Origin of the sequence: Lachnoclostridium phytofermentans ISDg, assembly GCF_000018685.1 — a bacterium.
GTDB classification, from domain to species: Bacteria; Bacillota; Clostridia; order Lachnospirales; family Lachnospiraceae; genus Lachnoclostridium; species Lachnoclostridium phytofermentans.
In genome coordinates, this window is sequence record NC_010001.1 from 919,604 (window position 1) to 945,126 (window position 25,523).

The window sequence follows — 25,523 nt, forward strand, 5'->3', positions numbered from 1 at the left end:
ATAATTAGGAATCTGATTGAGTAGATGTTTCTATTATCTGGTTACCTTATGCTGTAGGCGATATTGTTTTGGCGTAATTCCTTTCACATCTTTAAATGCTTTAATAAGGTGGCTGCAGTCACAAAATCCGGTTTCTTGGCTGATATAGGTAAGGTCATATTCTGTAAAAAGTAGATAATTTTCTGCTTTGCAAACACGAAGATATTCTAAAAAATCTTTACAGGTCTGCCCATAGATAGCGCGAAAACTCTTTGCAAAATGGCTATAACTCATATTGCACTTCGCTGCAATATCAACCACCTTAATTGGTTCGGTACAATGAGCATCCATATATTCTGTAATGGTGTAAATTGTATCTACTTCGTCATTAGAAGGTAATAATTTAGACGTATCGAACCCATTTTTTCTCCAAATTCGAATAATTTCTGAAAGTAATATGTAAAGTTTTGCTTGAAGAATTACGTCATAACCATAATCTTTTTCTTTTATTTCATGGATACAAGGGAGGATTTGTGAACGGATATCTACATGAATTAAACTATTAGCAGAAAGATAGATGGGGCATGCAGGATTCCCTTCTGCACTCTGAAACAATATCCTCATCTTAGGTGCATACTTTGAAGTCAATTGCAATCGGTTAATATCAAATTTTAAAACCGCATAGTGAATTGGTTCCGAAGTAACCGCATAAATTGCATGTACCATTTTGGGATGAAAGATTGCCATATCACCGGCGAAGAGCAGATGAGATTCTTCACCCGCATTTATTTGTGCCCTACCATCTAACATGTAGATGATTTCCATAAAATAATGCCAATGAGGACGAATCGGAAAGTTATCATATCGGGTATCAAAATAAAATGCTTCTACTGGTGCATTTAACACATCACTTTTTTCAAAAAGATTCTGCATATGATCCTCAATTCTGGCGCAAAAGAGCCTTATTCATAATTAGGAGAAGTCCGTGAAGCATGCTTTTTCTTTTCTTAATAATAAATTTTTGATACACTAAATTAATCATGTTAAAGAATAGATTTGTACGATTTTTGCTCGTATTCATTCTATCACAATACTGTGTAAAATGCTATACTGAAGGATATGGTGCAATCTGAATCTGGAGAAGGAATGGTTGAATCTAATCAAAGAGATTCCTACCAGATTTAAGTCTTTAGTTTTATATATTCAAAAAATAGCGGTTATGATATTTAGGAAGAGCCAGCTAAGAAGTTTGTTGCTAATTTTTATGGAGTATTTATATCAGAAAATAAAGCGAAAAACAGGAGGATAGGTATGAAAGTATTATTTATCGGTGGTACAGGAATAATTAGTCAGGCAATTTCAAAACAGTTATTAAAGCAAAATAGTGAATTATACGTGTTAAATCGAGGAAATCGAAATATGGATTTACCGACAAATGTTAAAACAATTATTGCTGATATTAACGAGGAAGAAAAGGTAAAAGAATTAATTAAGGATTTAGAATTTGATGTTGTAGCAGATTTTATAGCTTTTGTACCAGAGCATTTAGAGAGAGACTATCGACTATTTCAGGGAAAAACAAAACAATACATATTTATAAGCTCAGCTTCTGCTTATCAAAAACCATTATCAGATTACCGTATCAATGAAGGAACACCACTTTCCAATCCATACTGGGAGTATTCGAGAAACAAAATACATTGTGAAGAGTACTTAATGAAATTATATCGAGAAGAAAATTTTCCAGTGACGATTGTTCGCCCGAGTCATACTTATGATGAAAAATCAATCCCACTAGGAGTACATGGCAGAAAGGGAAGTTATCAGGTAATCGATCGAATGTTAAAAGGGAAACCAGTGATCATTCATGGAGATGGAACTTCACTTTGGACTATGACACACAACAGTGATTTTGCGAAGGGATTTCTTGGCTTGATGGGAAATATCCATGCAATCGGAGAAAGCGTACAGATTACCTCAGATGAAACGCTAACTTGGAATCAAATATATCAGTGTATCGCAGATTGTTTATCGGTAGAGTTTAAACCATATTATGTTTCCTCAAGTTTTTTAGATGCTGTCAGTGAGTATGATTTTAATGGCAGCTTGCTTGGAGATAAGGCGAATTCTGTAGTATTTGATAACTCAAAGTTAAAACGATTAGTTCCTGATTTTGCTGCAACAAAGCGCTTTGATCAAGGAGTAGCAGAAACCATAGAGTTTGTACTATCTCATAAGGAGTTCCAGATACTGGACGAAGAATTTGATATTTGGTGTGATAGAGTAATAGAGGCTTTGGAACAAGCTAAAACGGAGATTTTGAAGAAGTAATAAAAGAGATACAAGAAAGAGATACAAGAAAGAGATACAAGAAAGAGGTATATGAAAAAGATATAAGAAAAAGAAACGAGAAAAAGAAACAAGATAAAGTACACCTCGCGAACTTTTCCTTGTTATGAACAAAAATACAAAGCGGAATATTCATATGGGAGATTATTTTCACCATAGAATATTCCGTTTGTTTTACCGTGAAGTAAAAGGGTAGCAAATTGTGGCTTACTTCATTTTGGAAGCTTCTCTCATACAGAGCTGGTTCATTTTCTGAATACGTTTCTTCTCTATCTTTAAAACTTTTCTGTCATAGGTGATAAGTCCGTTAATTTCTTCCTCGATATCGGAAAGCTGTGTGTAGACTGTGGCACATAGCCCTTTTTCTATGCCAGGAATAATCTTCTTTTCATAAACAGAAATTATGGCATCCGTTAAATCCTGATTTGTTTTATAGTGGCGATAACCATAGGTAGTGTCACTATAAGTATGAGAATCAATACGTAGTGTATATCCACCAAATTCAGATAATACGAGAGCTCTTTTATGGGGGCGAAAGCGCATAGGGGTAAAGTATATGTGTAGGCTTCTAACATCGCCACAACCTTGATCAAACCACCCGCTTGCAGAATCTATCAGTCTAGTGGTATCAAGAGTTTTAAGGTATTCTGTTATTTTAATACTGTCAAATTGCCCCCATCCCTCATTAAATGGAACCCATAATACAATACTAGGGTGATTATAAAGATACTCAACAGTACGTTTCATATCAGACAGATATTCTTTCTTTCCAGGCTCGTCATTTCGAGAAAATAAGCGATAGGAGTTATCCTTGATTAAGGTGGCAAGGCGCGGGAAAATGGTTGGAAATATCGTGACAAACCAGGAACGATAGGAACTTCCACCATTTACGAAGTCTTGCCACACCAATACCCCGAGTCGATCACAGTGATAATACCACCGAGATGGTTCTAGTTTTGCATGCTTTCTTAACATATTAAATCCAAGATTTTTTATCATTGTAATGTCATATATCATCGCTTCATCAGAGGGAGGAGTGTATAAGCTTTCGGGCCAATACCCCTGATCTAATATTCCATTATGAAAATAAGGTTTGTTGTTTAGAAATAAGCGTAGTATATTATTTTGATCCATTCCAGTGGATATTTTTCGCATAGCAAAATAGGACTCTATAACATCATCTCCATAAGTTATGGAGACATCATAAAGGTAAGGGCCCTCAGGAGACCAGTAATGTAATTCAGGTAAGTTGATGGTAAAGGATGTATGGAAAAAATCTTCTTCTTTTAAAAATTCTTGATCTAAAAACTCTTGAACTAAAAACTCTTCTTCCCTAAGCTCTTGTTCTAAGAACTCTTCTTCCCTAAATTCTTGTTTTACTAGATTACTTTTATTCGGATTTGACGAGCCTTCGCTTATGAGGATTTTAATTTTATTTTTGGTATTGAAAGAAACGTCGGTACTTACCATAGCTAATTCAAAGGAAACGGAATTTGTATCAATATCTGGAGTAATTTTAAGATTTTTTATATAAGTAGATGGAACACATTCCATAAATACTGTCTGCCATATGCCACTTTGCGCAGTATAAAACATACCGCTACACTCTAATTTCTGCTTACCTCTCGCATGATAAGAGGTATCACTGACATCTGTAACCATAACAACGAGAGAATTTTCATCTGCTATTAATTGGTCAGTTATATCGACACTAAAAGGGAGATATCCACCTTCATGGGAAAGGAGGTGACAATCATTGACATAGATAGCTGCTGTCTGATCAACTGCACCGAATTGTAATAAGACGCGATCATTTTTATTTTCTCTTGGGTCGTTTAGTACTCTGTGATACCAAAGAAATTCTGTGGGTTTTAGCTGATGATTTACACCGGAAAGCGAACTTTCTGGCGAGAATGGTACGAGTATTTTACCATCGTAGGTAGAAGGCATCTGATTTGTTTTTGTAATAGTGTAATCCCAATATCCATTTAGGTTATAATAACTATTGCGTTTTAAAAGAGGACGGGGATATTCTGGTAAGGGTGGCATTGAGGTTGATGGATTTGAAAACCCAGTTTTTAAACTCATAGGAATCCCGCTTTCTATAGAATTTTTAACTTTGTATTTTCATGGGTAGAAGTAGTAGAAGTTTATGTTATATTTTTTTATAAGTTTATGCGATGTCGTTTGTAAGAATATGCTATAGTCGTTTGTTTGTTTAAGTTATATTATTCAGTGGTTAATACTTCTAATTGTATCATAGTATAGTGAAAAAGGCGAGATAATAAGTAAGATATAGGTAAATATTTTCAAAGGAAGGATTAAATGCTGTAGATACCATAAATGGAACGACTGCAATATATTGGAATATCTTATTTACTTTAGATAATACTTACGGTAAACTAATCATGAAGATATTAACAAAGGAGGTTTTTTTGTGACGTATCAAGAAGCAAGCAATGAATTAATGCAATTGGAACAAGAAATTCGGGTTTTACAACAAAGGAAGTATCGAGAAGAACAAGTAATAGAGATAAAAAAGAGAGAGTTGGAGAAATACACAGATGACTTATATAAGGAGCATTATGATGTAAAGCAATTAGAGAAAAACTCGATAGGAACTTTATTAAAAAAGATATCTGGAAATTATCAAAAAGAATATGAAAAAGAAATGAATGAATATCTTATTGCGAAAGCAAAATATGATGAGTTTATCATTATGATTGAAGACTTGCATTCTGAAGTTAACCGCTATAGGAATGAAATATTTCATAAAGAGCAAGAAATAAAAAGAAAAAAGCAAGACATTCGTAACAATTATCCGGAAGGGATGGAAATAGCCAAAAAAGAAGAAGAACTTAGAAAGAAGCTATATTCTCAAAAAAAAGAGCTTGAAGAAGCAATCACAGCAACGAATAGGGTTTATGAATTGACGAAGGATGCACTGGAACAGTACAAAAGTGCTAAGTCATGGGCTACCTATGATACTTTTTTTAATGGGGGATTAATTTCGGACCTTATAAAGTATAATAAGATAGATAATGCAGTAGAAATTGTTTCACAATTACAATCTGCGACAGATCGCATGAATAAAGAGCTTAAAGATGTAAAGGTTGCCTTTGATTCCAATTTAAATCAAATTGATGGCAGTACTCGATTTTTTGATATCGCATTTGATAATATATTCACTGATTGGAGTGTTCGAAATAAGCTTTCCTCTAATGTAGAGGAATTAACTAGATATTGCAGCAAGGTGGAAGCATTATTAGCATCACTTAGAAACGAGAAAAGAAGTGTCGAAAAACAGCTTCTTGAATAATAAAATCAGAAAATACATGAGAGGAGTGAGTGTATGGATATTACACTTGGTATTTTAATACCTTTTTTAGGAACAACACTAGGAGCCGCGTGTGTATTCTTTTTAAAGAATGAAATAAAGCCACTTGTGCAAAAATCTCTGTTAGGTTTTGCATCTGGTGTCATGGTGGCTGCATCTGTGTGGTCACTGTTAATCCCAGCAATTGATATGTCAGAAGGTATGGGGCGTTTCGCGTTTTTACCAGCAGCGGTAGGATTTGTAATAGGAATTCTATTTTTGCTTTCGATGGACCGCATAATTCCTCATCTGCACTTAAATAGTACGGAACCAGAGGGTAGAAAAAGTTCATTACAAAAGACCACAATGCTTGTTCTTGCAGTAACACTGCATAATATTCCGGAGGGAATGGCTGTTGGTGTTGTATTTGCTGGACTTTTAACTAATCAAAGTGATATCACATTGGCAGGGGCTTTAGCCTTATCCATAGGTATCGCAATTCAAAATTTCCCTGAAGGGGCAATTATCTCACTTCCGTTAAGGAGTGAAGGAAGTAGTAAGAGTAAGGCATTTGTATATGGAGTGGCATCAGGAATTGTAGAACCAATCGCAGCAGTTATTACAATTTTATTATCAAGTTTTGTTGTATCAATATTACCATATCTGTTGGCATTTGCTGCTGGTGCTATGATTTATGTTGTAGTAGAGGAATTATTACCGGAAGCATCAACTGGAGAACATTCCAATATAGCGACCATTGGATTTTCACTAGGATTTTTGATTATGATGATACTTGATGTTGCATTATCCTAAAAATAAAATTAAACACGATAGGAATTATTATGTTTCTATCGTGTTTAATAGCAATCATGGCGGAAATAAATACAAAACTTTGTGCCTGCACCCCAAAGTTTGCAGGCTATGGAAAGGGGTGATTATTCGTATGTATAATAGATTAACAAAAAATGATATTGATAAAATGCAGGAGGAAATTGAATACCGTAAACTCACTGTACGCAAAGAGGCCATTGATGCAGTAAAAGAAGCTAGAGCACATGGAGACTTGAGCGAGAATTTTGAGTACTATGCGGCGAAAAAAGATAAGAATAAGAATGAAGGCAGAATCCGTTATCTTGAAAGGATGATTAAGACAGCGGAGGTTATAGAAGATCATTCCTCTGAAGATGAGATAGGGATTAATAATACGGTTTCTATTTACTTTGAGGAAGATAATGAAATCGAGAAATATAAGTTGATTACGACTGTACGAGAAAATTCTTTGCAAGGGCTCATCAGTATTGAATCGCCTCTTGGAAAAGCTATTCTAGGGCATAAAGTAGAGGATAGAGTCTATGTTAAGGTAAGAGACGATTATGGGTACTATGTTATAATCAAGGCAATTGATAAGACAACAGACGATAGCAATGATAGAATAAGAAGTTATTAATTTAGTGATAACATTTTAGTTCTTCTCCATTATAAACATTCATTTACGAACTTCCATATGTTAAGATTATGCTAAGGATAGTTAAGAAGGATTGTCCTAAAGTAAAAAAAGTGCTATATTTGCAGTATATATTTGGAAGTTTACAATGGGAGGCATGGGGATGTTACAATTACATAAGATAGCGGTATTAGTCTTAACGACCTTCTTCCTGATTAGTGGGATATTTGCTCCTTACGGTAGTTCATATCCTTTTTTTACGACTACAAATCCCTACATGACAAATACTGACTTATCGAAAGAACACAATAAGCTTAAGAGTCTTGATGATTCAAATGAGTTTAAGAAATCAAAGAATATCAATTCTAACCTTCAAAACAATGAAATATGCTTTGAAAATGATTTAAGCCAAAATAAACTTCTAGATTTTGGGACAAGCCTTTTACCATGTCCGGAAATATATATCATAACAAATTTAGATTGCAAGCTTAGGATCAATCAAAAATTAATAGGAATCCCAAGTCTTTCCTTAGATATGATATCATATATCCATAAAATGGACGGGAAAAAAGATAGATTAGCGACATTATAGAGTGAAAAAAATTATTCTAAGTGAGGTACATTATGTCAAATTATAAGGATACATTTTCATCCAATAAGAAAAAGTCGACGAAAAGAATTCGTCATGGAAAAAGTACGCTCTTTGCATGCGTAGGTTTTATTTTTCTCTTTGTTTTATTAGCCATTTTTGGCCTAGGAGATAATTTTAAAAGTGTTCAAAAGATGCGTTTTGGTATTGATATTCGTGGTGGTGTTGAAGCAATCTTTGAGCCACAAGGACTGGATAGAAAGGCAACTGCTGCAGAACTAGAAAGTGCTAGAAACATTATTGATATACGACTAGATAATAAGTACATTACGGACCGAGAGGTAACGATTGATAAAGATGGTGGTTACATTATTGTCCGCTTCCCATGGAAATCTGATGAGAAAAACTATAATCCAGAGCAGGCAATCCAAGAAATTGGTGCAATGGCACAACTTAGTTTTCGTGATCCACAAGGGAATATTATGCTAGATGGAAAACATGTAGTTAGTAGTTCGGCATCTCGTAGGACTAATAATGTTACTACAGATAATGTCGTAGAACTGATATTCGATAAAGAAGGTGCAAAGTTATTTGAAGAAGCGACTGGAAAGTTAATTGGGAAACCAATGAGCATTTACATGGATAATGATTTAATATCAGCTCCTCAAGTAAATAGTAAAATTACCGGTGGTAAAGCAGTTATACAGAACATAAAGACTTATGAAGAAGCAAAAAATTTATCTGAAAAAATTAATGCAGGAGCATTACCATTCTCTTTAACAACTTCAAGTTTCCGTACCATTAGCCCTACTCTAGGAAACAATGCGCTTAATGTTATGTTAGTTGCAGGGGCAATTGCATTCGTATTTGTTTGCATTTTCATGATTGGTATCTATAAGCTGCCAGGTTTTGTAGCATGTTTAGTACTTATTTTACAAATGGTATTACAGTTACTTGCAATCTCAGTACCACAATATACATTAACATTACCAGGTATTGCAGGTATTATACTTTCTGTTGGTATGGCTGTAGATGCTAATATTATTATAGCCGAACGTGTCTCAGAAGAACTGAAGAAGGGTGCAACTTATCGTTCCGCAGTTACTAATGGATATAAGAATGCATTTTCTTCCGTATTAGATGGAAATGTAACAACAGCTGCAGTTGCGATTATCTTGATGATCTTTGGATCAGGAGCAATGCTAAGCTTTGGTTATACACTCTTAATTGGTATGATTGTCAATGTTTTAGTTGGTGTATTTTTATCAAAGACTATATTGTTATCCTTCCTTGAAATGGATCGATTTAATGAACAAAAATATTTCCGTGAACAAAAAGAGAGAAAACCATTAAAAATTTATCAGAACAAATGGATATTCTTAATTATCTCTGGTACTATTTTTATTGTTGGTATCGTTGGTGTAATTATAAAGGGTGTCCACCTAGATACTCAGTTTACCGGTGGTGCGGTTCTCGAGTATTCCATCACTGGAAATGTTGATACAGAAACAGTACGTTCTAAAGTATCAGATGTTACGAATCGCCCGACCACTGTTCAAATAACAAAGGACAATATCACCGATTCCAGTAGTGTTATCATAACCTTAGCCGGAACAAGTGGTTTAAATGTTGCAGAACAAGAAAAAATCACAGGTGCAGTGAAAGGTATTTCTGATGATTTGAATGCAAAGCTTGCACAAACTTATGTTGTGGAGCCATATATCGGTGCAAAGGCATTAAAAAATGCTGTTATGGCAGTAGTAATTTCCATCATTTTTATCATTATCTATGTGTGGATACGTTTCTCAGGTCTTACATCTGGAATCACTGCAACGTTAGCACTTGTGCATGATATTATTACCGTATTTTTCGTCTTTGTTATATTTGGAATTCCATTAAATGATGCCTTTGTTGCGGTAGTATTAACTATTATCGGTTATTCAATTAATGATACCATTGTTATATATGACCGTGTCAGAGAGAATCGTAAAAAGAATCCAAAGCAAGATTTTATAGAGTTAATGAATGAAAGTAATACGCAGACATTACATCGTTCAGTAAATACGTCAATTACAACTGCGGTTTGTGTATTAATTATGTTAATTGCTTCTATTATCTTCCGTATCGACTCCATTAAGGTGTTTACCTTACCGATGTTATTTGGTCTAATTAGTGGTTGCTATTCTTCCATATGTATTGCTGGTGTACTTTGGACTATGTGGGAAAAGAGAAAAAGATAGAAGTTATCAAATTAAAAAATTAGATTAAAAGTAGAAAAGAAATAGTAAAATACAGCATATTGAAAAATAGAAAAAATTAGCTTACTAAATACATCATGCATTAGTAATGAATTTATACAGAAATTAAGCTAAGTGCGGGTACAATCAAAATAATCCTTAGAAGTTTATAGGCTTTTATTTGGAGGATTTTAATTGTATCCGCTTTTTTATTTATAAGAATATGTTTTAAAAAGGAAGGTAAATGGTTTAAGGAGGTAGATATGGAGAAACAAAAACTAGAATCCAGGCAGGAGAATAAGGCAAGTTTCATGAAAAGTGTCGTAAGAGATGGAGGAAAAGGAGTTATAGTAGGGGGATCTATGCTTGTACCAGGAGTTAGCGGGGGGACAATGGCTATGCTTCTTGGAATATATGACTCGTTAATAACATCAGTTAGTAATTTTTTTCAAAATCCGAAGAAAGCACTAAAAGTACTGATTCCCTTTGTACTTGGTGCACTTCTTGGGATGGTTGTTATTGCTAAACCAATCCTTGCACTTATTGAGAGATACCCTATGCCAACCTTATATTTCTTTTTAGGCGCTGTAGTTGGTGGAATTCCTTTTATAATAAAAAAGGCCGATGTCAGTAAATTATCCTTCAGTATAGTTTTCTACCTATTGTTCGGAACTGCATTGGTTATTGGAATCGCCCGCTTACCCGAGAATTTGTTTACAGTATCATTAAACGTAGGACTTAGGGAAATATTATTATTGATTGTAGCAGGGATCTTTGTAGCCGTTGCTCTAATTCTACCGGGAATAAGTGTATCTTATATGCTTTTGGTCATGGGAATGTATCAAAATACGATGGATTCTATCTCAAGAGTTTATCTACCATATTTGATTCCATTAGGAATTGGTGGAATCCTTGGTATTTTATTAACCACAAGGTTACTAGAGAAAGCAATGAATAAGTATCCGAAGCCAACCTATTTAATAATTCTTGGGTTTATGATAGGGTCAGTGGCAGAGATTTTCCCTGGGTTTCCAATTGGTTTTGAGTGGATTTGGTGTATTCCATGTGCTGTGGTAGGATTTATCGTTATGAATGCATTGGGAGGAGAATAGTATAGACAAGAATAATTACATTTCGCGTATATTTCCTTGTCATGAAGAAAGGAGGGAAATTCCCTCCTTTCTAATTTGAAGTTCAAAATGAGTTTACAAAGATGTTCTCCAATGGTTTCATATTGCATTTACATTCGAATGGAAACTTTTGAGTATTGTTTGAGTCACTAACGTTTACAGCATGGGCAATGTGGACAGCGTGGTTTCTGCATTCGATGTCCCTATCGCATTGATTTTCTAAAAGTAAGAAATCATTTTCAAAACAGTCAAATTCTCTATCGTTATGAGCGTTTTCTGTCTTTACGGCAGCAGTTTCTATCGTTACGGCAGCAGTCTCTGTCTTTACGGCAGCAGTCTCTATCGTTACGGCAGCAGTCTCTGTCTTTACGGCAGCAGTCTCTATCGTTACGGCAGCAGTCTCTATCGTTACGGCAGCAGTCTCTGTCTTTACGGCAGCAGTCTCTATCGTTACGGCAGCGGTCTCTGTCTTTACGGCAACAGTCTCTATCGTTACGGCAGCAGTCTCTATCGTTACGGCAGCAGTCTCTGTCGTTACGGCAGCAGTCTCTGTCGTTGTCGCAGCAGTCTCTGTCGTTACCGCAGTTGTTTCTGTCAGAACATTCTAAAACAAAATTACCTTCAAAAAATACATCTCTTTGGAAATTTTCTCTACAATGGTCTTTTTTCCCTTCATTGCATCTACATTCACATTTACAGCCGCGATCACATTCACAGTCGCGATCACATTCACAGCCACGATTGCATTCACAGCCACGATCGCATTCACAGCCACGATCACATTCACGATCACCACAATCACATTCACGATCACAATCACAACCACCATGGTCTTTTACATCACAGCAATTATTGTCGTTATCGCAACCGTTACATCCTTGGTTGCAGCAATCCCATCTAATACAACAAGGTTTAAAACAAAAATCAAAATCATGGCATCTACAACGACAATTCCTAAAGTTTCCACATCCAAATCGATTCATTTTATAACTCCTTTCCGTTATAAGCGGAGCAAGTGAAATTTTACCCAGCTCTCTAGTAATATAATATTCGCGTTACGACAGAATGTGAGTATTTGTGCCTCGATACGATAAAATATTGTCAAATTTGAGCAGATAGCATTAACTCCGCTATGAGGCATGATTTTTTTTGTAGCGCTTGTACGCAGTGATTTCGTGGACATGGAGATCTTTATGGCATAGAGATTTTTAGGACATCATTTCGAAGGTTTTTGTTTACAACATGGGCAAGGCGGGCGATTAGGCCGTTTACATCTAATGTCTTTATCACACTGAATTCCCCGTACAGGGGGATTATTTCTATTACTTCGGTGATTACCATCGTTTCTAAAGTCAACTCTGCTAAAGGCATTTCTTCCAAAGTTATTTCTGCCGAAGTCATTTCTACCAAAGGCATTTCTTCCAAAGTCATTTCTGCCGAAGTCATCTCTCCCGAAGTCATTTCTGCCAAAGTCATTTCTGCCGAAGTCATTTCTGCCAAAGTCATTTCTGCCAAAGTTATTTCTACCAAAGTCATCTCTCCCGAAGTCATCTCTGCCGAAGTCATCTCTCCCGAAGTCATCTCTCCCGAAGTCATCTCTACCGAAGTCATCTCTCCCGAAGTCATTTCTGCCAAAGTCATATCTGCAGAAGTCGTTTCTTCCAAAGTCGTTTCTGCCATAGTCATCTCTGCCAAAGTCATCTCTGCAGAAAACATCTCTGCACAAGTCATTTCTTCCATAGACTTCACAAAGATTGTTATCTTTACAACACTCATCCTTTTCAAAATTATCTCTGCAGTGGTCTTTTTCCTCCCCTATGCATTCAAATATCTCCTTGCATTCACAACCACGTTCACGATCACAACCACGTTCACGATTACACTCACAACCACGTTCACGATTACACTCACAACCACGTTCACGATTACACTCACAACCATGTTCATAACCACGTTCGTAACTACACGTACACACATAACCATCATGATCTTTGACATCATCTAGGCATTTATTGTCGTAGCATCCACGATTACAGCAATTCCCCCAAATGCTGCAAGGATCACAACAAAAATTAGGACCATGGCATCTACAACTACAATTTCCAAAGTCTTGTTTTCCACATCCAGTTTGATTCATTTATACCTCGTTTCTGCGCTGCCATTTGTATATATCAAGTATGTTGATGCAGCGCAGACACAAACTTGTTGAGTAAAAGATAGAAAAATCTTCCACTCTTAACTCTTTTTCGTTTCAAGTGGAGCAAGGGGGAAGTTACCCCTTCTCTCTATTAATATAATATTCACAGTTCGACAGAATGTGATTATATGTGCCTTGATGTGCTAAAATATAGCCGTATTTGAGTAGGACATGCGCTTGGAATAGAAGAATATAAATCTATAATTCTTGGTATATAGAAGTTATTCAAGTTAAATTGCTCATTGGACGAATTGAGCGAGACAAATTACTTGGAGTGAAAATGAAGCAATATGGACCAGCGAGGATAGCGATGGAAGCAAATATTTACCGTTACTTAATTTAAGGGATTATACTAGAACTGTTTCGATTAATCTAGAAGAATTAGAGCTTTATAGTGCAGAGATTAGGGACTTATGGAAGAGAGAGATCTTGGAATGGTAAGTGCATGAGAGCAAACTGTGCCAATTAAGATAAAATTAGGAGAGTACTATGAAGGTAAAAAGGGTGGTAGTACACTATAGAATCATTATAAAACATAAATGAAATGGAATATTCCGATGATAGAAATTTGTCTCTCAAAGGAATACTCCATTTCATACTAAAACTACTAATAGTCGGGTGGAAACATTATTTATAATACCCAGAAGCTTTATGAAGCATGATTTTTTTTGTAGCGCTTGTACGCAGTGATTTCGTGTTTATGATTACAAGTAACAAGTAAAAGCTCATGGTAATCATTGTATCCCTGAGATTTAAGTTGCTTGATAAGCCAGTCCTCATCAAGGTCAAGAATTTTTAGATTAGAGACAATCATGATTCCGTCAAGAACTAAGTTAAACACCATGTAATCTTGTGGCGCTTTTATACTAAGATCTTTTGGTGTAGCTGGCCTATGGGTAGCTTTGGGAAGGATACTCACAGTACCGTTTGGTTCTAGAAGAGCTGTCTGTATTGTAGTAATGTCAAAATACCCGCAGTTACGGCACTGTATCTGAAATTCTTCTATATCAATTTTTGCTTTTTTAAAATTTTCGTATAAAAGTTTATCATTATCTAGTAGTACAAGCGGATATCCATTCACAAAACGAGAAAAACCAAGCCACTTATCTGTTCCAATTGATAATGCTACAGCAACAACACTATAGATAGCCATGGCTATCAGTGCATGCAACGGATTTTCAAGGTCTGTGGCCATTTCCGCAGCAATGGAACCGATGGTAATTCCATTGATGTAATCAAATAAACTCATTTGTGACATCTGCCGATATCCAATAAATTTACATAAAAAAAATAATGCAACGATAGAGGCAAAAGAAGACAAAATTACTCTTATGATAGTCATTAAAACTTCTCCTTTTTAATATTTGCATGAAGTTAATCTGCATTGAATTTATTGCAATATGGGTAGTATGAGTAATTGAAGGGAAAATATTCAGATTTTTTATTACAATATAGAAAAAGCTATAAGAGTATTAATAATAAAACTATTAGAAATAGGAAAAAGCAGAGATGAATAAATTTTGATTTCTCACAATAAAGTTATTCATCTCTGTTTTTAAATTGAGCTAATATAGCATATAACAACGCCCACTGATTTGATTTGATACAACTTCAAGGAGAGAATTTTTATAAATAGGAGGACATATTGTAACAGTACCATTTACAATAATACTAAAAAAGTAATTTTCTCTTTGAAGATCGAATTCCAAACATACCTTCTGATTATGTTCCATATAACGCATCTTTTGTCCATTACGTAAACTTAATAACGTAAAGCAGATGTTATTCCCTTTCGGTTCAAAGGAGAAATACATTGGAACGATATAGGGTTGATCGCAATCAGAAATTCCTAGGTGACACCATTTTGTATGTTTTAGAATTGACTGAATTTCCTTATTGGTAAGTTCACAGTATTCTTGATTTACCATAAAAACCTCCAATTCTTATTCACTATATAATTTATGCTTGATGTTGAAATTTGTATGTAATACTAGGTTAAAAGTTTAAATTAATTGCTTGTATTTGGACGTTCTTTGAAAATTATGAGGATTTTAGGAAGAAAGAATAACACTTTTATACATTCGAGAATAAGATATATTGTATTTATCCTTTTAAGGAGTAGTTATGAATAACCGAAACAGAAATAATAATAAGGTTAAAGCTATGAATTACAGTACAGGTCGCTCTATGTACAATCGTTCTATGATGAATCCAACTTCTGGAAGTACTATGCGTTACGATGGTCGTAAAAGAGAGATGGGTTGTGAACCTACGAAGGAAATGGAATGTGGTTGCAGAAAAGAAATGGAACATGGCTGTATGAAAGAAATGGACCATGGCTGTATGAAAGAAATGGACCGTGATTGCAGAAGAGAAATGGAACATGGCTGTATGAAAGAAATGGACCATGGCTGTATGAAAGAAATGGACCGTGATTGCAGAAGAGAAATGGACCGTGGCTGTATGAAAGAAATGGACCGTGGCTGTATGAAAGAAATGGACCGTGATTGCAGAAGAGAAATGGAATGTGGCTGCATGAGAGAAATGGATCATGGCTGCATGAAAGAAATGGACCGTGGCTGCATGAAAGAAATGGACCGTGGCTGCATGAAAGAAATGGATCATGGCTGCATGAAAGAAATGGATCATGGCTGCATGAAAGAAATGGACCATGGCTGCAGAAGAGAAATGGAATGTGGTTGCATGAAGGAAATGGACCGTGGCTGCAGAAAAGAAATGGAATGTGGTTGCATGAAAGAAATGGATCATGGTTGCAGAAGAGAAATGGAATGCGGCTGCATGAAAGAATTGAGCTGTGAGAAGGAAACTAAATGTGAGTGTGAAATGGCACCGAGTTGTGGATGTCAGAGAAATATGGGCTGTGGCTGTGAAGTTGAACGTGGCTGCGGATATGAGATAGAGAGAAACTGTGGATGCAATATGGATATGAGCGGTTGTATGGATAGTTGTTCTTCTTGTATGTCACTCGAAGACTTCTACTGTTTATTGCATCAACTTTTACAATTTGAAGAAGGAGCAGATGTAGAATTTTGCAAAGCGAAAAAGAACTTAGAAGAAGTTTTAGAACATCTTCAATATGGTATCGGGTGTAATACCAAAATTCATGAGTTATATTGTATGATTAATGAATGGTTAGATTGCTATGAAAATGAAAATAGTTGCCAATGCAGCTGTAATAACAATTGTAGAAATATGAGATGTGAATTACACGAGATGGTAATGGAAATTCATAATTTACAAAAAGAAAGTTGCTCACATGCATGCGCTTCATGTCAATGCTTAATGGAAGCTAAGAAATTAACCGAATGTATGCTGGCTTTCAGAGAAAAAGTCATGAGGAATTGTTATCCTAGTCAATGCAAGTAATTTGAAGAAATTAAAAGTTTAGTATAGTGTATCTCATTTTATAGGCTCTGTATCAAGTGTTGCGATTTGATGCAGAGCCTATTTTTTCATATAAAATGACAGCATACTTTATGAAATTTTACATAATACTATACTTAGTGTGATAAAATCACGCAAACAGGATGTAATATCCATGAGCTTAATTGAAAGCTTAAACATTAATGTAAATCGATTTTCACAAGAAAGAGAGGAATAGAAATATGGATAAGAACGAAAGCATTGGTTGTAGTATTAATAACTGTAAATTCCATGCTCAAGCTGAGAACTACTGTACACTTGATCAGATTATGGTAGGTACTCATGAAGAAAACCCTACAGAGAAAGAATGTACTGACTGTGATTCTTTCGAATACAAAGCTAAATAATAGGTATTAGTAGTAAATCTATAACGCACTAAAAAAGAACAACTCGAATCAATCTTAATAGAAGGTTCGAGTTGTTCTCTTTTTGTATCTAGGTAAAATAAAATCACCGATTATGTGGTCATGATTTATTGCTTTTTTTGTAGTATCACTGTTTCTTCAGTCACAGACTTATAAAAATCATTTAGTTTTTCATCCGCCTTTAATGCAGCGCTGAATTTATCATTCACTGTTTTAATCAATTTTTGAACTTCTTCATTTTCATTTACGGTATTAAAGTATTCGGCTGTTTTTGGATATAATTTGTCGAAGTATAATTTTGGTTCACCGTTGATATATTTAATAAAAAATCGGTCAATCGAAGGTGCACATGTATCAATGGAATTGATATGCAGATCATATTCTACATAAGCTACTAAATCAATAGCTTCATTTCCTTTCGCAACGTGAATAATAATGTTATCATAAGACTCCACATACTCAACTTTACGTGCAGTAACATTAACATCCATGGTATTAGCATCTACAGAGATAGATTCATAGAGTTTTTTATCTACGTTAAGTTGGGATTGATAGTATTTTTTGATTAAATCATCAATTTCTTTGTCAGTATTAATCTTTAAGAAAGTGTTTTCCTCTGGAACCTGAGTAGGTTCATGTTCTGTATAACTATCGATAGCCTGATCTTCTTGTGAACGATTTTCAGAAATAGAAGTACTTAGTTCTTGGCTTTGATTATCTTGTTCTTTCTTCGGACTTTTTGATAAATGCATTGCAGTAGTAGCCACTAAAATCGTAGTTAATGCGAATGCTGCAATTGTAATGTATAGTTTTTGATTTTTTCTCATGGATTTCTCCTTTTCCTGTGCATTAAATTGAAACTGCTAAACGTAGTTTAATCTCACGATTCTTAGCTGCTTGAATCGTGAGATTTTCTGTAACTCATGATATTGTAATTGTAAGAAAGGAAGCCTAAAGATTTATGTTCTTACCCTACTTTAGTTTATAACTCTTCTGGCATATAGAGGAGTTCTGTAATTCCAGCGGCTTGTTTTAACGCCATCCTTATAATTACTTGCATGAACAACACGTCCATCTCCAGTATAAAGTGCAACGTGATTTACGCGACCGCTGCTATCTCCATAAAACAAGAGATCACCTGCTTGTAAATTACTATAGCTTGGAGTAATGGAACGACCTGCACCTCTTGCTTGCTCACGAGATGTTCTTGGAAGGCTATAACCATAATTTTTATAAATTGATAATACGAATCCAGAACAATCGGCTCCATTATTTAGACTAGTACCACCCCAACTATAGGGGTTACCAACAAACTGAAGAGCAAAGCTTGCAATTCTATTACCAAGACTTGTGTTATGGGAGGAACCTGTATTGGTAGAATTTGAACTTCCTGAGTTTGAAGAATTATTTGAGGAATTACTTGAGTTTGAAGAATTGCTTGAACTAGAAGAAGTATTTCCAGTTGAATAATTTGGGCGCTGTGTTTGTGCAGCTGCCGCTTGTCTTGCAGCTTCTTTCGCTTCCTCTTCCTCTGTTTCTTTGCTGATAGCCTTTTTATATTGGTAGACAACATCAACGTAATCCTTGTGCACAAAACCAGTTTCTTTAACCCCATTGTTTTCATTTATGAGGATTTCAAACCAATCATCATATTCTTTAACAATTTCTTTTTGGTCTTGCTCTCCAATTTGTACTTTAATCTTAGAATCTTTCTTCATGCTTTCGCGGACATTTAATGTTACGCAAGTAGCCTTTATCTTCTTTGTAATTGTGTCATTCTCAAATTTGGCAGCTCCTTGTTCATCATAAACTAAGTAATCATTTAAGATATATCCTTCCACGCTACCAGATTTGATTTTTGTCCAGATTTGTCCTTTTACTAAAACTTGAGCCATAGCTCCACGGTATAATTTTCCTACAATATCAGAATCAGTACTCCAACTGCTTCGTATGTTTACATAGTCTTCTGTATTAGAAAATGCTAAACCATCAAATGGAGAAACACGATCTAATGCTTTTAGTCGCTCTCCGTCAATAAGAATCGGAGTTGTTATGTTCGATATGGAAATGCCAGATTCTGATAATCGTTCGTTATAATAGCTTTCAACTGCAAGTCCCATGCCACCGATAGAAGTTTCATTTGCTGCTGCAGCATCTGCTTTTACTATACTCAAGTTCATTCCTGCTATGAAAATAGATGTAGTCATAGCTATCCTTAGTGCTCCGGTTAATTTCATAAGTACCTCCAGTAAATTTTTACATTTATTAAGTATATGTTACATAATTGTTACATACTATAATACCTTTGGTTGTTCCAAAAATCAACAGGTATTAATTTCTAACGCTGGCATACATAGCTAATCCCCTATGTTTTCTACCATTTTTATATAAAATAGAAAAAACGTTCCATGCACTTTTAAAGTGTTAGGAACGTTTTTAATTAAAATGAACTAGGTATTTTAAGACAACTATTTAAAGAGTTCTTAAACTTTCGAATCTGAGATTGTAACAGGTTCGTAGATTGATAGAGATCTATCTTTTGGTTAAAATTATCCTCTATATTACGGAAGAGGAGTTCTTTATAATTCGGTATTGGTTCCGTGTTATCTGATATTTTAGCTTCTATCAACAAAGAGTAGCAGGAGGATAGGATTTCCTCATTAAGCTGTTTAGGATAGGAGCGGATGGTCGGTATAATTTCATTCACGCCAAGGTACAATCTTTGAGAGAAGTTTTCTATATGTAATCCAGTTTGATTCGTTACGAGTAAACTGATAATAGGAATATCTTCATTTTTCATATTCCCTTCTAGATATTGTTCTAGCATTAGGATCTTTTCGTTATGAAGGGATAGGAAGGTATCATCATAAGATAGGAAGGCAGGTTTGGAGAAATCGTTTACATTATGAATCCACAAACTACCATCTTTTTCTATAAGAAGGCTTGTTTCCTCGGGAAGTTCAAAACAACACTGTTCAATGAAAAATATCCCCTGCTTTGATAAAATAATATGATCAAATGATAAGACTTTTCCGTTCAGATTTAGCCGTAACTGTGGTAAATGCGTTATCTTATTTCCAAACAAAGATAATACTTCGCCTAGTCTATCTTTATTCTCTTTCTTCTGATTTAAAGCTTCACAATCATGATAAAGTTGGTCAATGCGTTGTTTGATAAGTCTCCGATTTTCGAAAAGCTCATTTAGTGGTAATTCAAATTCCGTTTCATAACGTTGTGATAATTCAAAAAAAGTCTTACTTTCTATTTTACATTGTCTAAACAGTAACTTGATACTTTCAAATTGTTCGACCGTTTCAGAAAGTAATTCTTGTTCAAGGTATCCTTCCATAGTGCTATTTTGATCTTTCCAGCGAGTTAACTTATCTTTCATATAGGCATAATAAATGAGGCTTTCTTCCTGTGTTAAAAATAGTGTTCGATCATTCGATGTTAATTTTTCTGAAAGAGTATGAAGAAGTGTTTTGTCATTTCCGTAGACATTTAATTCTTGGAAAATGTCTTCTGCATCTGGAATTACCCTTGGTTCAGTTGCAATTGCAAGCAAGTTTTGGGAAGCTTTATTTTGTTCATTGTCAGGTATCGTTAAAAATTCATGTGATAAGAGATATCCGTTTTCTAATTTATTTATGAGTTGAATGACTGGTAATATATCCTTCTTTTCATAAAAGTCTTTGTAACGAGAGGCTTTTATATTGTTTAAAATAATCGCAATAATATGTAAAAATAAGCGTAAGAGTATTAATGTAACTGTTATACTTATAATGAAAGTTAGGTAGAGAATATTAATTTTTCCTAATGTGATGTTGGTTAGAAGCTTAGTAATATTGGACAATTTATTCTCGTACAATCTTGGATTAGATAAAAAACTAAAATAGATTGTGATTTTTACAATAAGGGAGATGGCCTCTGGAATAAGGTGAATTCCCTTAATTGAAATCTGTTGATAGCGCATTTTCCAAAGCTTATAAGCGAGATTACATTTAATTAGTGAATACGGTAATAAAAAGGCAAGGGTGATTCCATAGGGTAAGATTAAGTTAGTATTTTCAAGGTATCGATTCGTGATAAGTATATATAGTAAAATAGTTAGTAAGATATTCATTAGATAAATAAGTATTGTGGAAATCGTATCATAAAATATTTTTCTTGAGTTCTGAAGTAATGTATCATAGGTAATTTTATCTTTCGAATTGCTGCAGGTATAACACAATCCCTGTGATTGTACGATATGATTTTTATGGCATTTATTACAAATTGTTTCTGTCACTTTAAATCCTCCCTAGAAATACGACATAGACAAACAAGATTACATTCGGTATATTAATTATACTTAATACTATTATACTTATTACTATTATACAATAGTGAAAAAGCAATGTCATGTAAAATATTTACAATTTAATAAGAGGTAGTTAGAAAGGAAAGGGTTATGAATATTCAGGTATTTGGTAAATCAAAATGTTTTGATACAAAAAAGGCAGAAAGATATTTTAAAGAGAGGGGAGTAAAATTTCAATCGATCGATATATTAAGCAAAGGTTTGAGCAAGGGCGAATTTCTTAGTGTATCTAACGCTCTTGGTGGCTTTGAGGCTATGATGGATAAAACAACCAAAGAGTATTGTATGATTCAGTATCTCTCAACAGAGGATCAAATAGAAAAACTTTTGGAGATGCCTAAATATTATAAAACTCCTATTGTCCGTAATGGTTCAAAGGCTACGATAGGATATTGCCCTGAAATCTGGCGTACATGGGAATAGTGACTGGATAAAAATTATAGGATAAATGAAATAAGAGACAAAGGAATCAGAGGATAAAGGAATCAAGGAATAATGGAAGAATATATATTTTTGGATGAAACGAAGAAATGGTGGAAAGATAACTTAGTGTAAAAAAAATGATTTAAGGATTACCTTTGCTAGAAAGGATGAATATGAAAAAGAACTTCTGGATTAAACTAGTACTTGCTTTAATTGGTATTTTATTTGTTGGAGTTGGAATCGGTTTTAATGCTGAATCTTTATTTGGAAATGATCCTGTTGCATTACTTTATGATGGTGTTAGAAATGCTTTTTCTCTACCATTATCACGGCTAGGGATGATATCAAATATTGTGAATCTTAGTATTATCGTTTTGCTATTTTTTATAGGTAGACATTATATAAATATTGGTACAGTGGTGTATATCCTACCATTAGGTACATTTGTAAATCTTGGTATGTTTTTATTTCCCAAGATATTTGTTTCAAATACAGTTTTAAGCCGAGGAATCGGAACTTTTTTTGGTTGCCTACTAATCTATGTGGGAGTATCCATTTTTATCAGCGTAGATATCGGTTTAGATCCCTTTACCGGGCTTGTAATGACGATTAGTGACCACCTTCCATGGGAATTTGGAATAACTAAAATATGCTTTGATTTTATTCTTATTTTAATTGGTTTTTTACTTGGAGGCAATGTGGGTGTGATTACCTTCATTACCGCTTTGTCCGCAGGACCTAGTATTCAATTATTTACAAAACTAATAAAACGGCTATTAAAGAAAATTAAGTTAATATAATTTACAGAGAAGGCTAATGAAATAACTCATTAGCCTTCTCATTTAATTGTTCGCATGATGTAAAGTCACTTAAATACCAATTATCATTAATGCATACATATGGAGATTGAATGGAAATAGTTATTTCATTATTGTCATTGCCCTGCAGAGTATATTGAACTAAACTCTCATCAAATGTCATAGGATTTTTAATCTTTTGATGAAGAGGTAGACTTTGTATTGTTGTTATGAGCTGATTTAACTCGTTCGTATCATGTATTTGCATAATATTACCTGGTAGCAAGGACAATAAGGTGATGGATTCAATATCTATGGCTTCAATTGTTGTTAAATTAATATCCTTTGTATGAGAACAGGAAGCTAAAAAAGCAGTAAACAAGAAGGTAAATAACAATAGAGTCTTTTGTTTCATGTTATTAACAACCTTTCCTTTCATTCGATTATAAGTTATCCGGATGTTATGTATTAGGATATACCGTCTAGACTTCTAATTATTAGACGATAATACTTGGAAAAAAGTTTCAATCTATGAAATACAAATAGACAAATAAATTTTTTTATAAATAAAACCTCCTCAGTCGATTATACCATTAAATTACAAAATATCATCACTAAAATATTTTAATGAAAACAATTATAGGTCAGTAACATTATCATCTAAAGTGCCTTTAATATTTTCTTTTATTGCAGACTTTTAAGAAATCTTAATACTACACCCTTTGACATTTCGCACCGATTGCTTAATGTATCTAATGGTAAGCTCCCTGCATTGTAGCTTTGCCTCTACTTTTAGATGTTGAAATGATGGGATTCAAAATTATGAAAATAATAGGAAAGGATTGTAGGTAAGTCAAAATCATAATTCATTCTAAAAAAGCTGCCCTAAACCAAAATTTAGGACAGCTTTAAAATAGGTATTGAATTAATCTAGATATGTCATCTTCTTTACCTGATCAAAGGCATTTTTCACCAAAGGTAAACAAATTATTATTACTGTTGCAATACCCTCAGCATAGATATAGGCTCCATTATAAGCCATAGAATATAAAATTGGGTTCCAGCCTTCCCAAGCATAAGCGCCAAAGAAGATAAATCCGGATAAGGTTGAAAATAACCATCTTCCTGTAATACCTACAAGGTAACCTTTTAACAAACCATTCTTACTCTTATAGAATAGTCCAGATAATCCAAGGGCACCAAAGGCAAGAGGATAATCTAAAAGAATCTGTGTTGGATGATAAATATATGGCTTAATAACAAATTGTAGGATACCGTATGCAACGCCTACAATAATACTTGTCTTTGCTCCATAGAGATAGCCAATCAAACAGATAAACAGCATACTAAATAAAGTTACGGAACCACCAAATGGAAAAGAATATACTTCAAGATAAGAAGTCACAAGTGCTAAAGCCATCGCTATGGCACAAAATACTAATTGCTTTGTTGGCATTTTCTTTGTATCTTTATTTTTGGCAAAGAAAGAAGCGACAACTATTAAAGCAACAAGAAGAACAGCTAATAAAATATAACTAAGTGTTGTTAAACCGTATGTTCCATCAATGGATGTAACGAACAAATCACGCATAAAAAAAACCTCCTTAAGTTTCACTGTAATTGTGATTGCTTCGGAGGACGTTTGGTGCTTCCTTACGCCAGTACTAACTGGATCAAGTAATAAGGGTCAGTAGGTGTCTACTTCTCAGCCAATTCGGCTCCCCCAGCAATACAATATCTAATTATTTATTCATAATTAAGAAAAGTTCGCGAACGTACTTTTTCTTGTTTTATGTAATCAATGGAGTACATAGTAGAGACATCGATTTTTTGTATACACTCTAAAAGTATAACCTCTTGATTCCATGGTTACTATAGCAAGTTATCCGTCTAATGTCAAGTAGAAATGTGACTTCTCAGAAGTTTCAATGTGACCTCTCAGAAGTTTGTTTTTAACTTCTCAGTGAGTTTAGAGTGTCTGGCATATGAGGGTTCTGTGAATATTGACATTATACGCAAAGAGAGGTACTTGAGTAGTGGAGATAACTAACATACTTCTCTATGATAGTCTTTTACTTCACTAGGACGGATGAGATAATATTTTTTATATAATCGGCTAAAGTATAAGGCATCATCATAACCCACCTTTGATGCAGCCAACTGTACTGAGTCACCCTGCTTTAATAGCTCGGTGGCTTTTTCTAATCTTTGCCTAATTAAATATTCTATTGGTCGAATCCCTAAGTTTTTATAAAATAAATGGGATAGCTGAGCAGGTTTTTTGTTGAAATATGCAGCTAATTCATTTAATGTAATCGGGGAGGAGAGGTGCTTTTTTAAATAGCTGCATACAGCGTCAAGAAGCTGCTGTTCTGATGTATCGCTTTGTTTTAAGGCAGTGTTTAATAACTTTCTCATCTCTAATTCAAGAGTTAAAGTATGATAATGATGACTTGATGTGATTTTTTCCATCAGTTGTTTTAGCATCATGTGAGTTTTTTTCGCTTCCGCTAACTTTAGATGAAACGTATTAGGAATGCACTCATCGGGAGATAGTGTTGAATTACCAAAGGTATAGGAAAGTAGGATAAACTCAAAATCCACTTGATCTAGTGAAAATAGATGAAGATAGCTTCCGCTTTTTATATGCTGTACATAGCTTGAAGTAAGATAAGTTGTGGTTTCCTCATCAATTGTTAGTTGAGCACGTCCTTTGATTGGAAATAAAAATCCTCCTTGTGGAAACTTGCAATGAAATGCTTCTGTACTAGTTACCGTTACCTGTATTAAGTTGATATTTTTTAATGCTTGGTTCTGAAATAGTGATGAAATTCCACGCATTTTTTCGCTCATAGTAAATTCCCTTCTAAAAAAGTTAAAATCTATCTGATAA

The 25,523-nt window shown here is 34.4% G+C and carries 23 protein-coding genes, 1 pseudogene and 1 riboswitch; of the genes and pseudogenes, 13 read left to right on the forward strand and 11 right to left on the reverse strand.

The features are described 5' to 3' along the window. Positions 1 to 33: 33 nt before the first annotated feature. A complete protein-coding gene (locus CPHY_RS03805; protein WP_012198739.1) occupies positions 34 to 912 on the reverse strand; it encodes a helix-turn-helix domain-containing protein in 879 nt (292 codons plus the stop codon). A gap of 378 nt (positions 913 to 1,290) precedes the next feature. Here CPHY_RS03805 and CPHY_RS03810 point away from each other — a divergent pair, with 378 nt between their 5' ends. Further along, complete coding sequence (locus CPHY_RS03810; protein ID WP_012198740.1) at positions 1,291 to 2,310, forward strand: SDR family oxidoreductase; 1,020 nt, start codon at positions 1,291 to 1,293, stop codon at positions 2,308 to 2,310. Positions 2,311 to 2,535: 225 nt separating this feature from the next. On the opposite strand, the gene CPHY_RS03815 is transcribed toward CPHY_RS03810, so the two are convergent. Then, positions 2,536 to 4,416, reverse strand: a complete 1,881-nt coding sequence (locus CPHY_RS03815; protein ID WP_012198741.1) for a glycoside hydrolase family 2 protein — start codon at positions 4,414 to 4,416, stop codon at positions 2,536 to 2,538. Positions 4,417 to 4,765: 349 nt separating this feature from the next. Between CPHY_RS03815 and CPHY_RS03820 the strand changes: the two genes are divergently transcribed. From CPHY_RS03820 to CPHY_RS03845, 6 genes are all read left to right on the forward strand, one after another. After that, positions 4,766 to 5,647, forward strand: coding sequence for a coiled-coil domain-containing protein (locus tag CPHY_RS03820; protein WP_012198742.1), 882 nt, complete (start codon positions 4,766 to 4,768; stop codon positions 5,645 to 5,647). Positions 5,648 to 5,680: 33 nt separating this feature from the next. Next, positions 5,681 to 6,457, forward strand: coding sequence for a ZIP family metal transporter (locus tag CPHY_RS03825; RefSeq protein ID WP_012198743.1), 777 nt, complete (start codon positions 5,681 to 5,683; stop codon positions 6,455 to 6,457). A 130-nt stretch (positions 6,458 to 6,587) separates the two neighbouring features. After that, positions 6,588 to 7,091, forward strand: coding sequence for a GreA/GreB family elongation factor (locus tag CPHY_RS03830; protein ID WP_012198744.1), 504 nt, complete (start codon positions 6,588 to 6,590; stop codon positions 7,089 to 7,091). Positions 7,092 to 7,251: 160 nt separating this feature from the next. Continuing rightward, positions 7,252 to 7,680, forward strand: coding sequence for a hypothetical protein (locus CPHY_RS03835; RefSeq protein ID WP_041703155.1), 429 nt, complete (start codon positions 7,252 to 7,254; stop codon positions 7,678 to 7,680). Positions 7,681 to 7,712: 32 nt separating this feature from the next. After that, positions 7,713 to 9,917, forward strand: coding sequence for a protein translocase subunit SecDF (locus CPHY_RS03840; protein ID WP_012198746.1), 2,205 nt, complete (start codon positions 7,713 to 7,715; stop codon positions 9,915 to 9,917). A gap of 260 nt (positions 9,918 to 10,177) precedes the next feature. Further along, the gene (locus tag CPHY_RS03845; protein ID WP_012198747.1) at positions 10,178 to 11,026 is read left to right on the forward strand and encodes a DUF368 domain-containing protein; all 849 of its coding nucleotides are present in this window, start codon (positions 10,178 to 10,180) and stop codon (positions 11,024 to 11,026) included. Between the two features lie 281 nt (positions 11,027 to 11,307). On the opposite strand, the gene CPHY_RS21590 is transcribed toward CPHY_RS03845, so the two are convergent. Then, positions 11,308 to 12,027 (reverse strand): hypothetical protein, encoded by a 720-nt coding sequence (locus tag CPHY_RS21590; RefSeq protein WP_157668649.1) that lies wholly within the window; start codon positions 12,025 to 12,027, stop codon positions 11,308 to 11,310. 598 nt (positions 12,028 to 12,625) lie between these two features. On the opposite strand from CPHY_RS21590, the pseudogene CPHY_RS22600 reads away from it, so the two are divergent. Together CPHY_RS22600 and CPHY_RS22605 are read left to right on the forward strand one after the other, a co-directional pair. Continuing rightward, a pseudogene (locus tag CPHY_RS22600) lies at positions 12,626 to 13,039 on the forward strand (hypothetical protein); the annotation flags it as partial. A 490-nt stretch (positions 13,040 to 13,529) separates the two neighbouring features. Continuing rightward, a complete protein-coding gene (locus CPHY_RS22605; protein WP_408611168.1) occupies positions 13,530 to 13,682 on the forward strand; it encodes a hypothetical protein in 153 nt (50 codons plus the stop codon). A 208-nt stretch (positions 13,683 to 13,890) separates the two neighbouring features. Here the strand turns inward: CPHY_RS22605 and CPHY_RS03865 are convergent, their stop codons facing one another. Further along, positions 13,891 to 14,583 (reverse strand): DUF421 domain-containing protein, encoded by a 693-nt coding sequence (locus CPHY_RS03865; RefSeq protein WP_012198749.1) that lies wholly within the window; start codon positions 14,581 to 14,583, stop codon positions 13,891 to 13,893. Between the two features lie 223 nt (positions 14,584 to 14,806). Then, positions 14,807 to 15,169, reverse strand: coding sequence for a pyridoxamine 5'-phosphate oxidase family protein (locus CPHY_RS03870; RefSeq protein WP_041703160.1), 363 nt, complete (start codon positions 15,167 to 15,169; stop codon positions 14,807 to 14,809). A 196-nt stretch (positions 15,170 to 15,365) separates the two neighbouring features. On the opposite strand from CPHY_RS03870, the gene CPHY_RS03875 reads away from it, so the two are divergent. Further along, on the forward strand, positions 15,366 to 16,628 hold the full coding sequence (locus CPHY_RS03875) for a hypothetical protein (protein WP_012198751.1): 1,263 nt from the start codon (positions 15,366 to 15,368) through the stop codon (positions 16,626 to 16,628). A gap of 239 nt (positions 16,629 to 16,867) precedes the next feature. Further along, on the forward strand, positions 16,868 to 17,032 hold the full coding sequence (locus CPHY_RS21160) for a DUF1540 domain-containing protein (protein ID WP_012198752.1): 165 nt from the start codon (positions 16,868 to 16,870) through the stop codon (positions 17,030 to 17,032). 125 nt (positions 17,033 to 17,157) lie between these two features. Here CPHY_RS21160 and CPHY_RS03880 read toward each other — a convergent pair whose 3' ends face one another. From CPHY_RS03880 to CPHY_RS03890, 3 genes are all read right to left on the reverse strand, one after another. Continuing rightward, a complete protein-coding gene (locus tag CPHY_RS03880; protein ID WP_012198753.1) occupies positions 17,158 to 17,877 on the reverse strand; it encodes a hypothetical protein in 720 nt (239 codons plus the stop codon). A gap of 150 nt (positions 17,878 to 18,027) precedes the next feature. Next, positions 18,028 to 19,287, reverse strand: coding sequence for a C40 family peptidase (locus CPHY_RS03885; protein WP_012198754.1), 1,260 nt, complete (start codon positions 19,285 to 19,287; stop codon positions 18,028 to 18,030). A 203-nt stretch (positions 19,288 to 19,490) separates the two neighbouring features. Further along, positions 19,491 to 21,338, reverse strand: coding sequence for a hypothetical protein (locus CPHY_RS03890; protein ID WP_012198755.1), 1,848 nt, complete (start codon positions 21,336 to 21,338; stop codon positions 19,491 to 19,493). Positions 21,339 to 21,500: 162 nt separating this feature from the next. Here CPHY_RS03890 and CPHY_RS03895 point away from each other — a divergent pair, with 162 nt between their 5' ends. Together CPHY_RS03895 and CPHY_RS03900 are read left to right on the forward strand one after the other, a co-directional pair. Then, entirely contained in the window at positions 21,501 to 21,833 is a 333-nt protein-coding gene (locus tag CPHY_RS03895) for an arsenate reductase family protein (protein ID WP_012198756.1), read from the forward strand. A gap of 173 nt (positions 21,834 to 22,006) precedes the next feature. Beyond that, positions 22,007 to 22,633, forward strand: coding sequence for a YczE/YyaS/YitT family protein (locus CPHY_RS03900; protein WP_012198757.1), 627 nt, complete (start codon positions 22,007 to 22,009; stop codon positions 22,631 to 22,633). A gap of 13 nt (positions 22,634 to 22,646) precedes the next feature. Here CPHY_RS03900 and CPHY_RS03905 read toward each other — a convergent pair whose 3' ends face one another. The 3 genes from CPHY_RS03905 to CPHY_RS03915 form a co-directional block, all read right to left on the reverse strand. Next, the gene (locus tag CPHY_RS03905; protein ID WP_012198758.1) at positions 22,647 to 23,045 is read right to left on the reverse strand and encodes a hypothetical protein; all 399 of its coding nucleotides are present in this window, start codon (positions 23,043 to 23,045) and stop codon (positions 22,647 to 22,649) included. Positions 23,046 to 23,555: 510 nt separating this feature from the next. Further along, the gene (gene thiT, locus CPHY_RS03910; RefSeq protein WP_012198759.1) at positions 23,556 to 24,221 is read right to left on the reverse strand and encodes an energy-coupled thiamine transporter ThiT; all 666 of its coding nucleotides are present in this window, start codon (positions 24,219 to 24,221) and stop codon (positions 23,556 to 23,558) included. 42 nt (positions 24,222 to 24,263) lie between these two features. Beyond that, positions 24,264 to 24,365, reverse strand: a riboswitch (TPP riboswitch). Between the two features lie 311 nt (positions 24,366 to 24,676). Next, on the reverse strand, positions 24,677 to 25,483 hold the full coding sequence (locus CPHY_RS03915) for a helix-turn-helix transcriptional regulator (protein ID WP_012198760.1): 807 nt from the start codon (positions 25,481 to 25,483) through the stop codon (positions 24,677 to 24,679). Positions 25,484 to 25,523 lie beyond the last annotated feature (40 nt).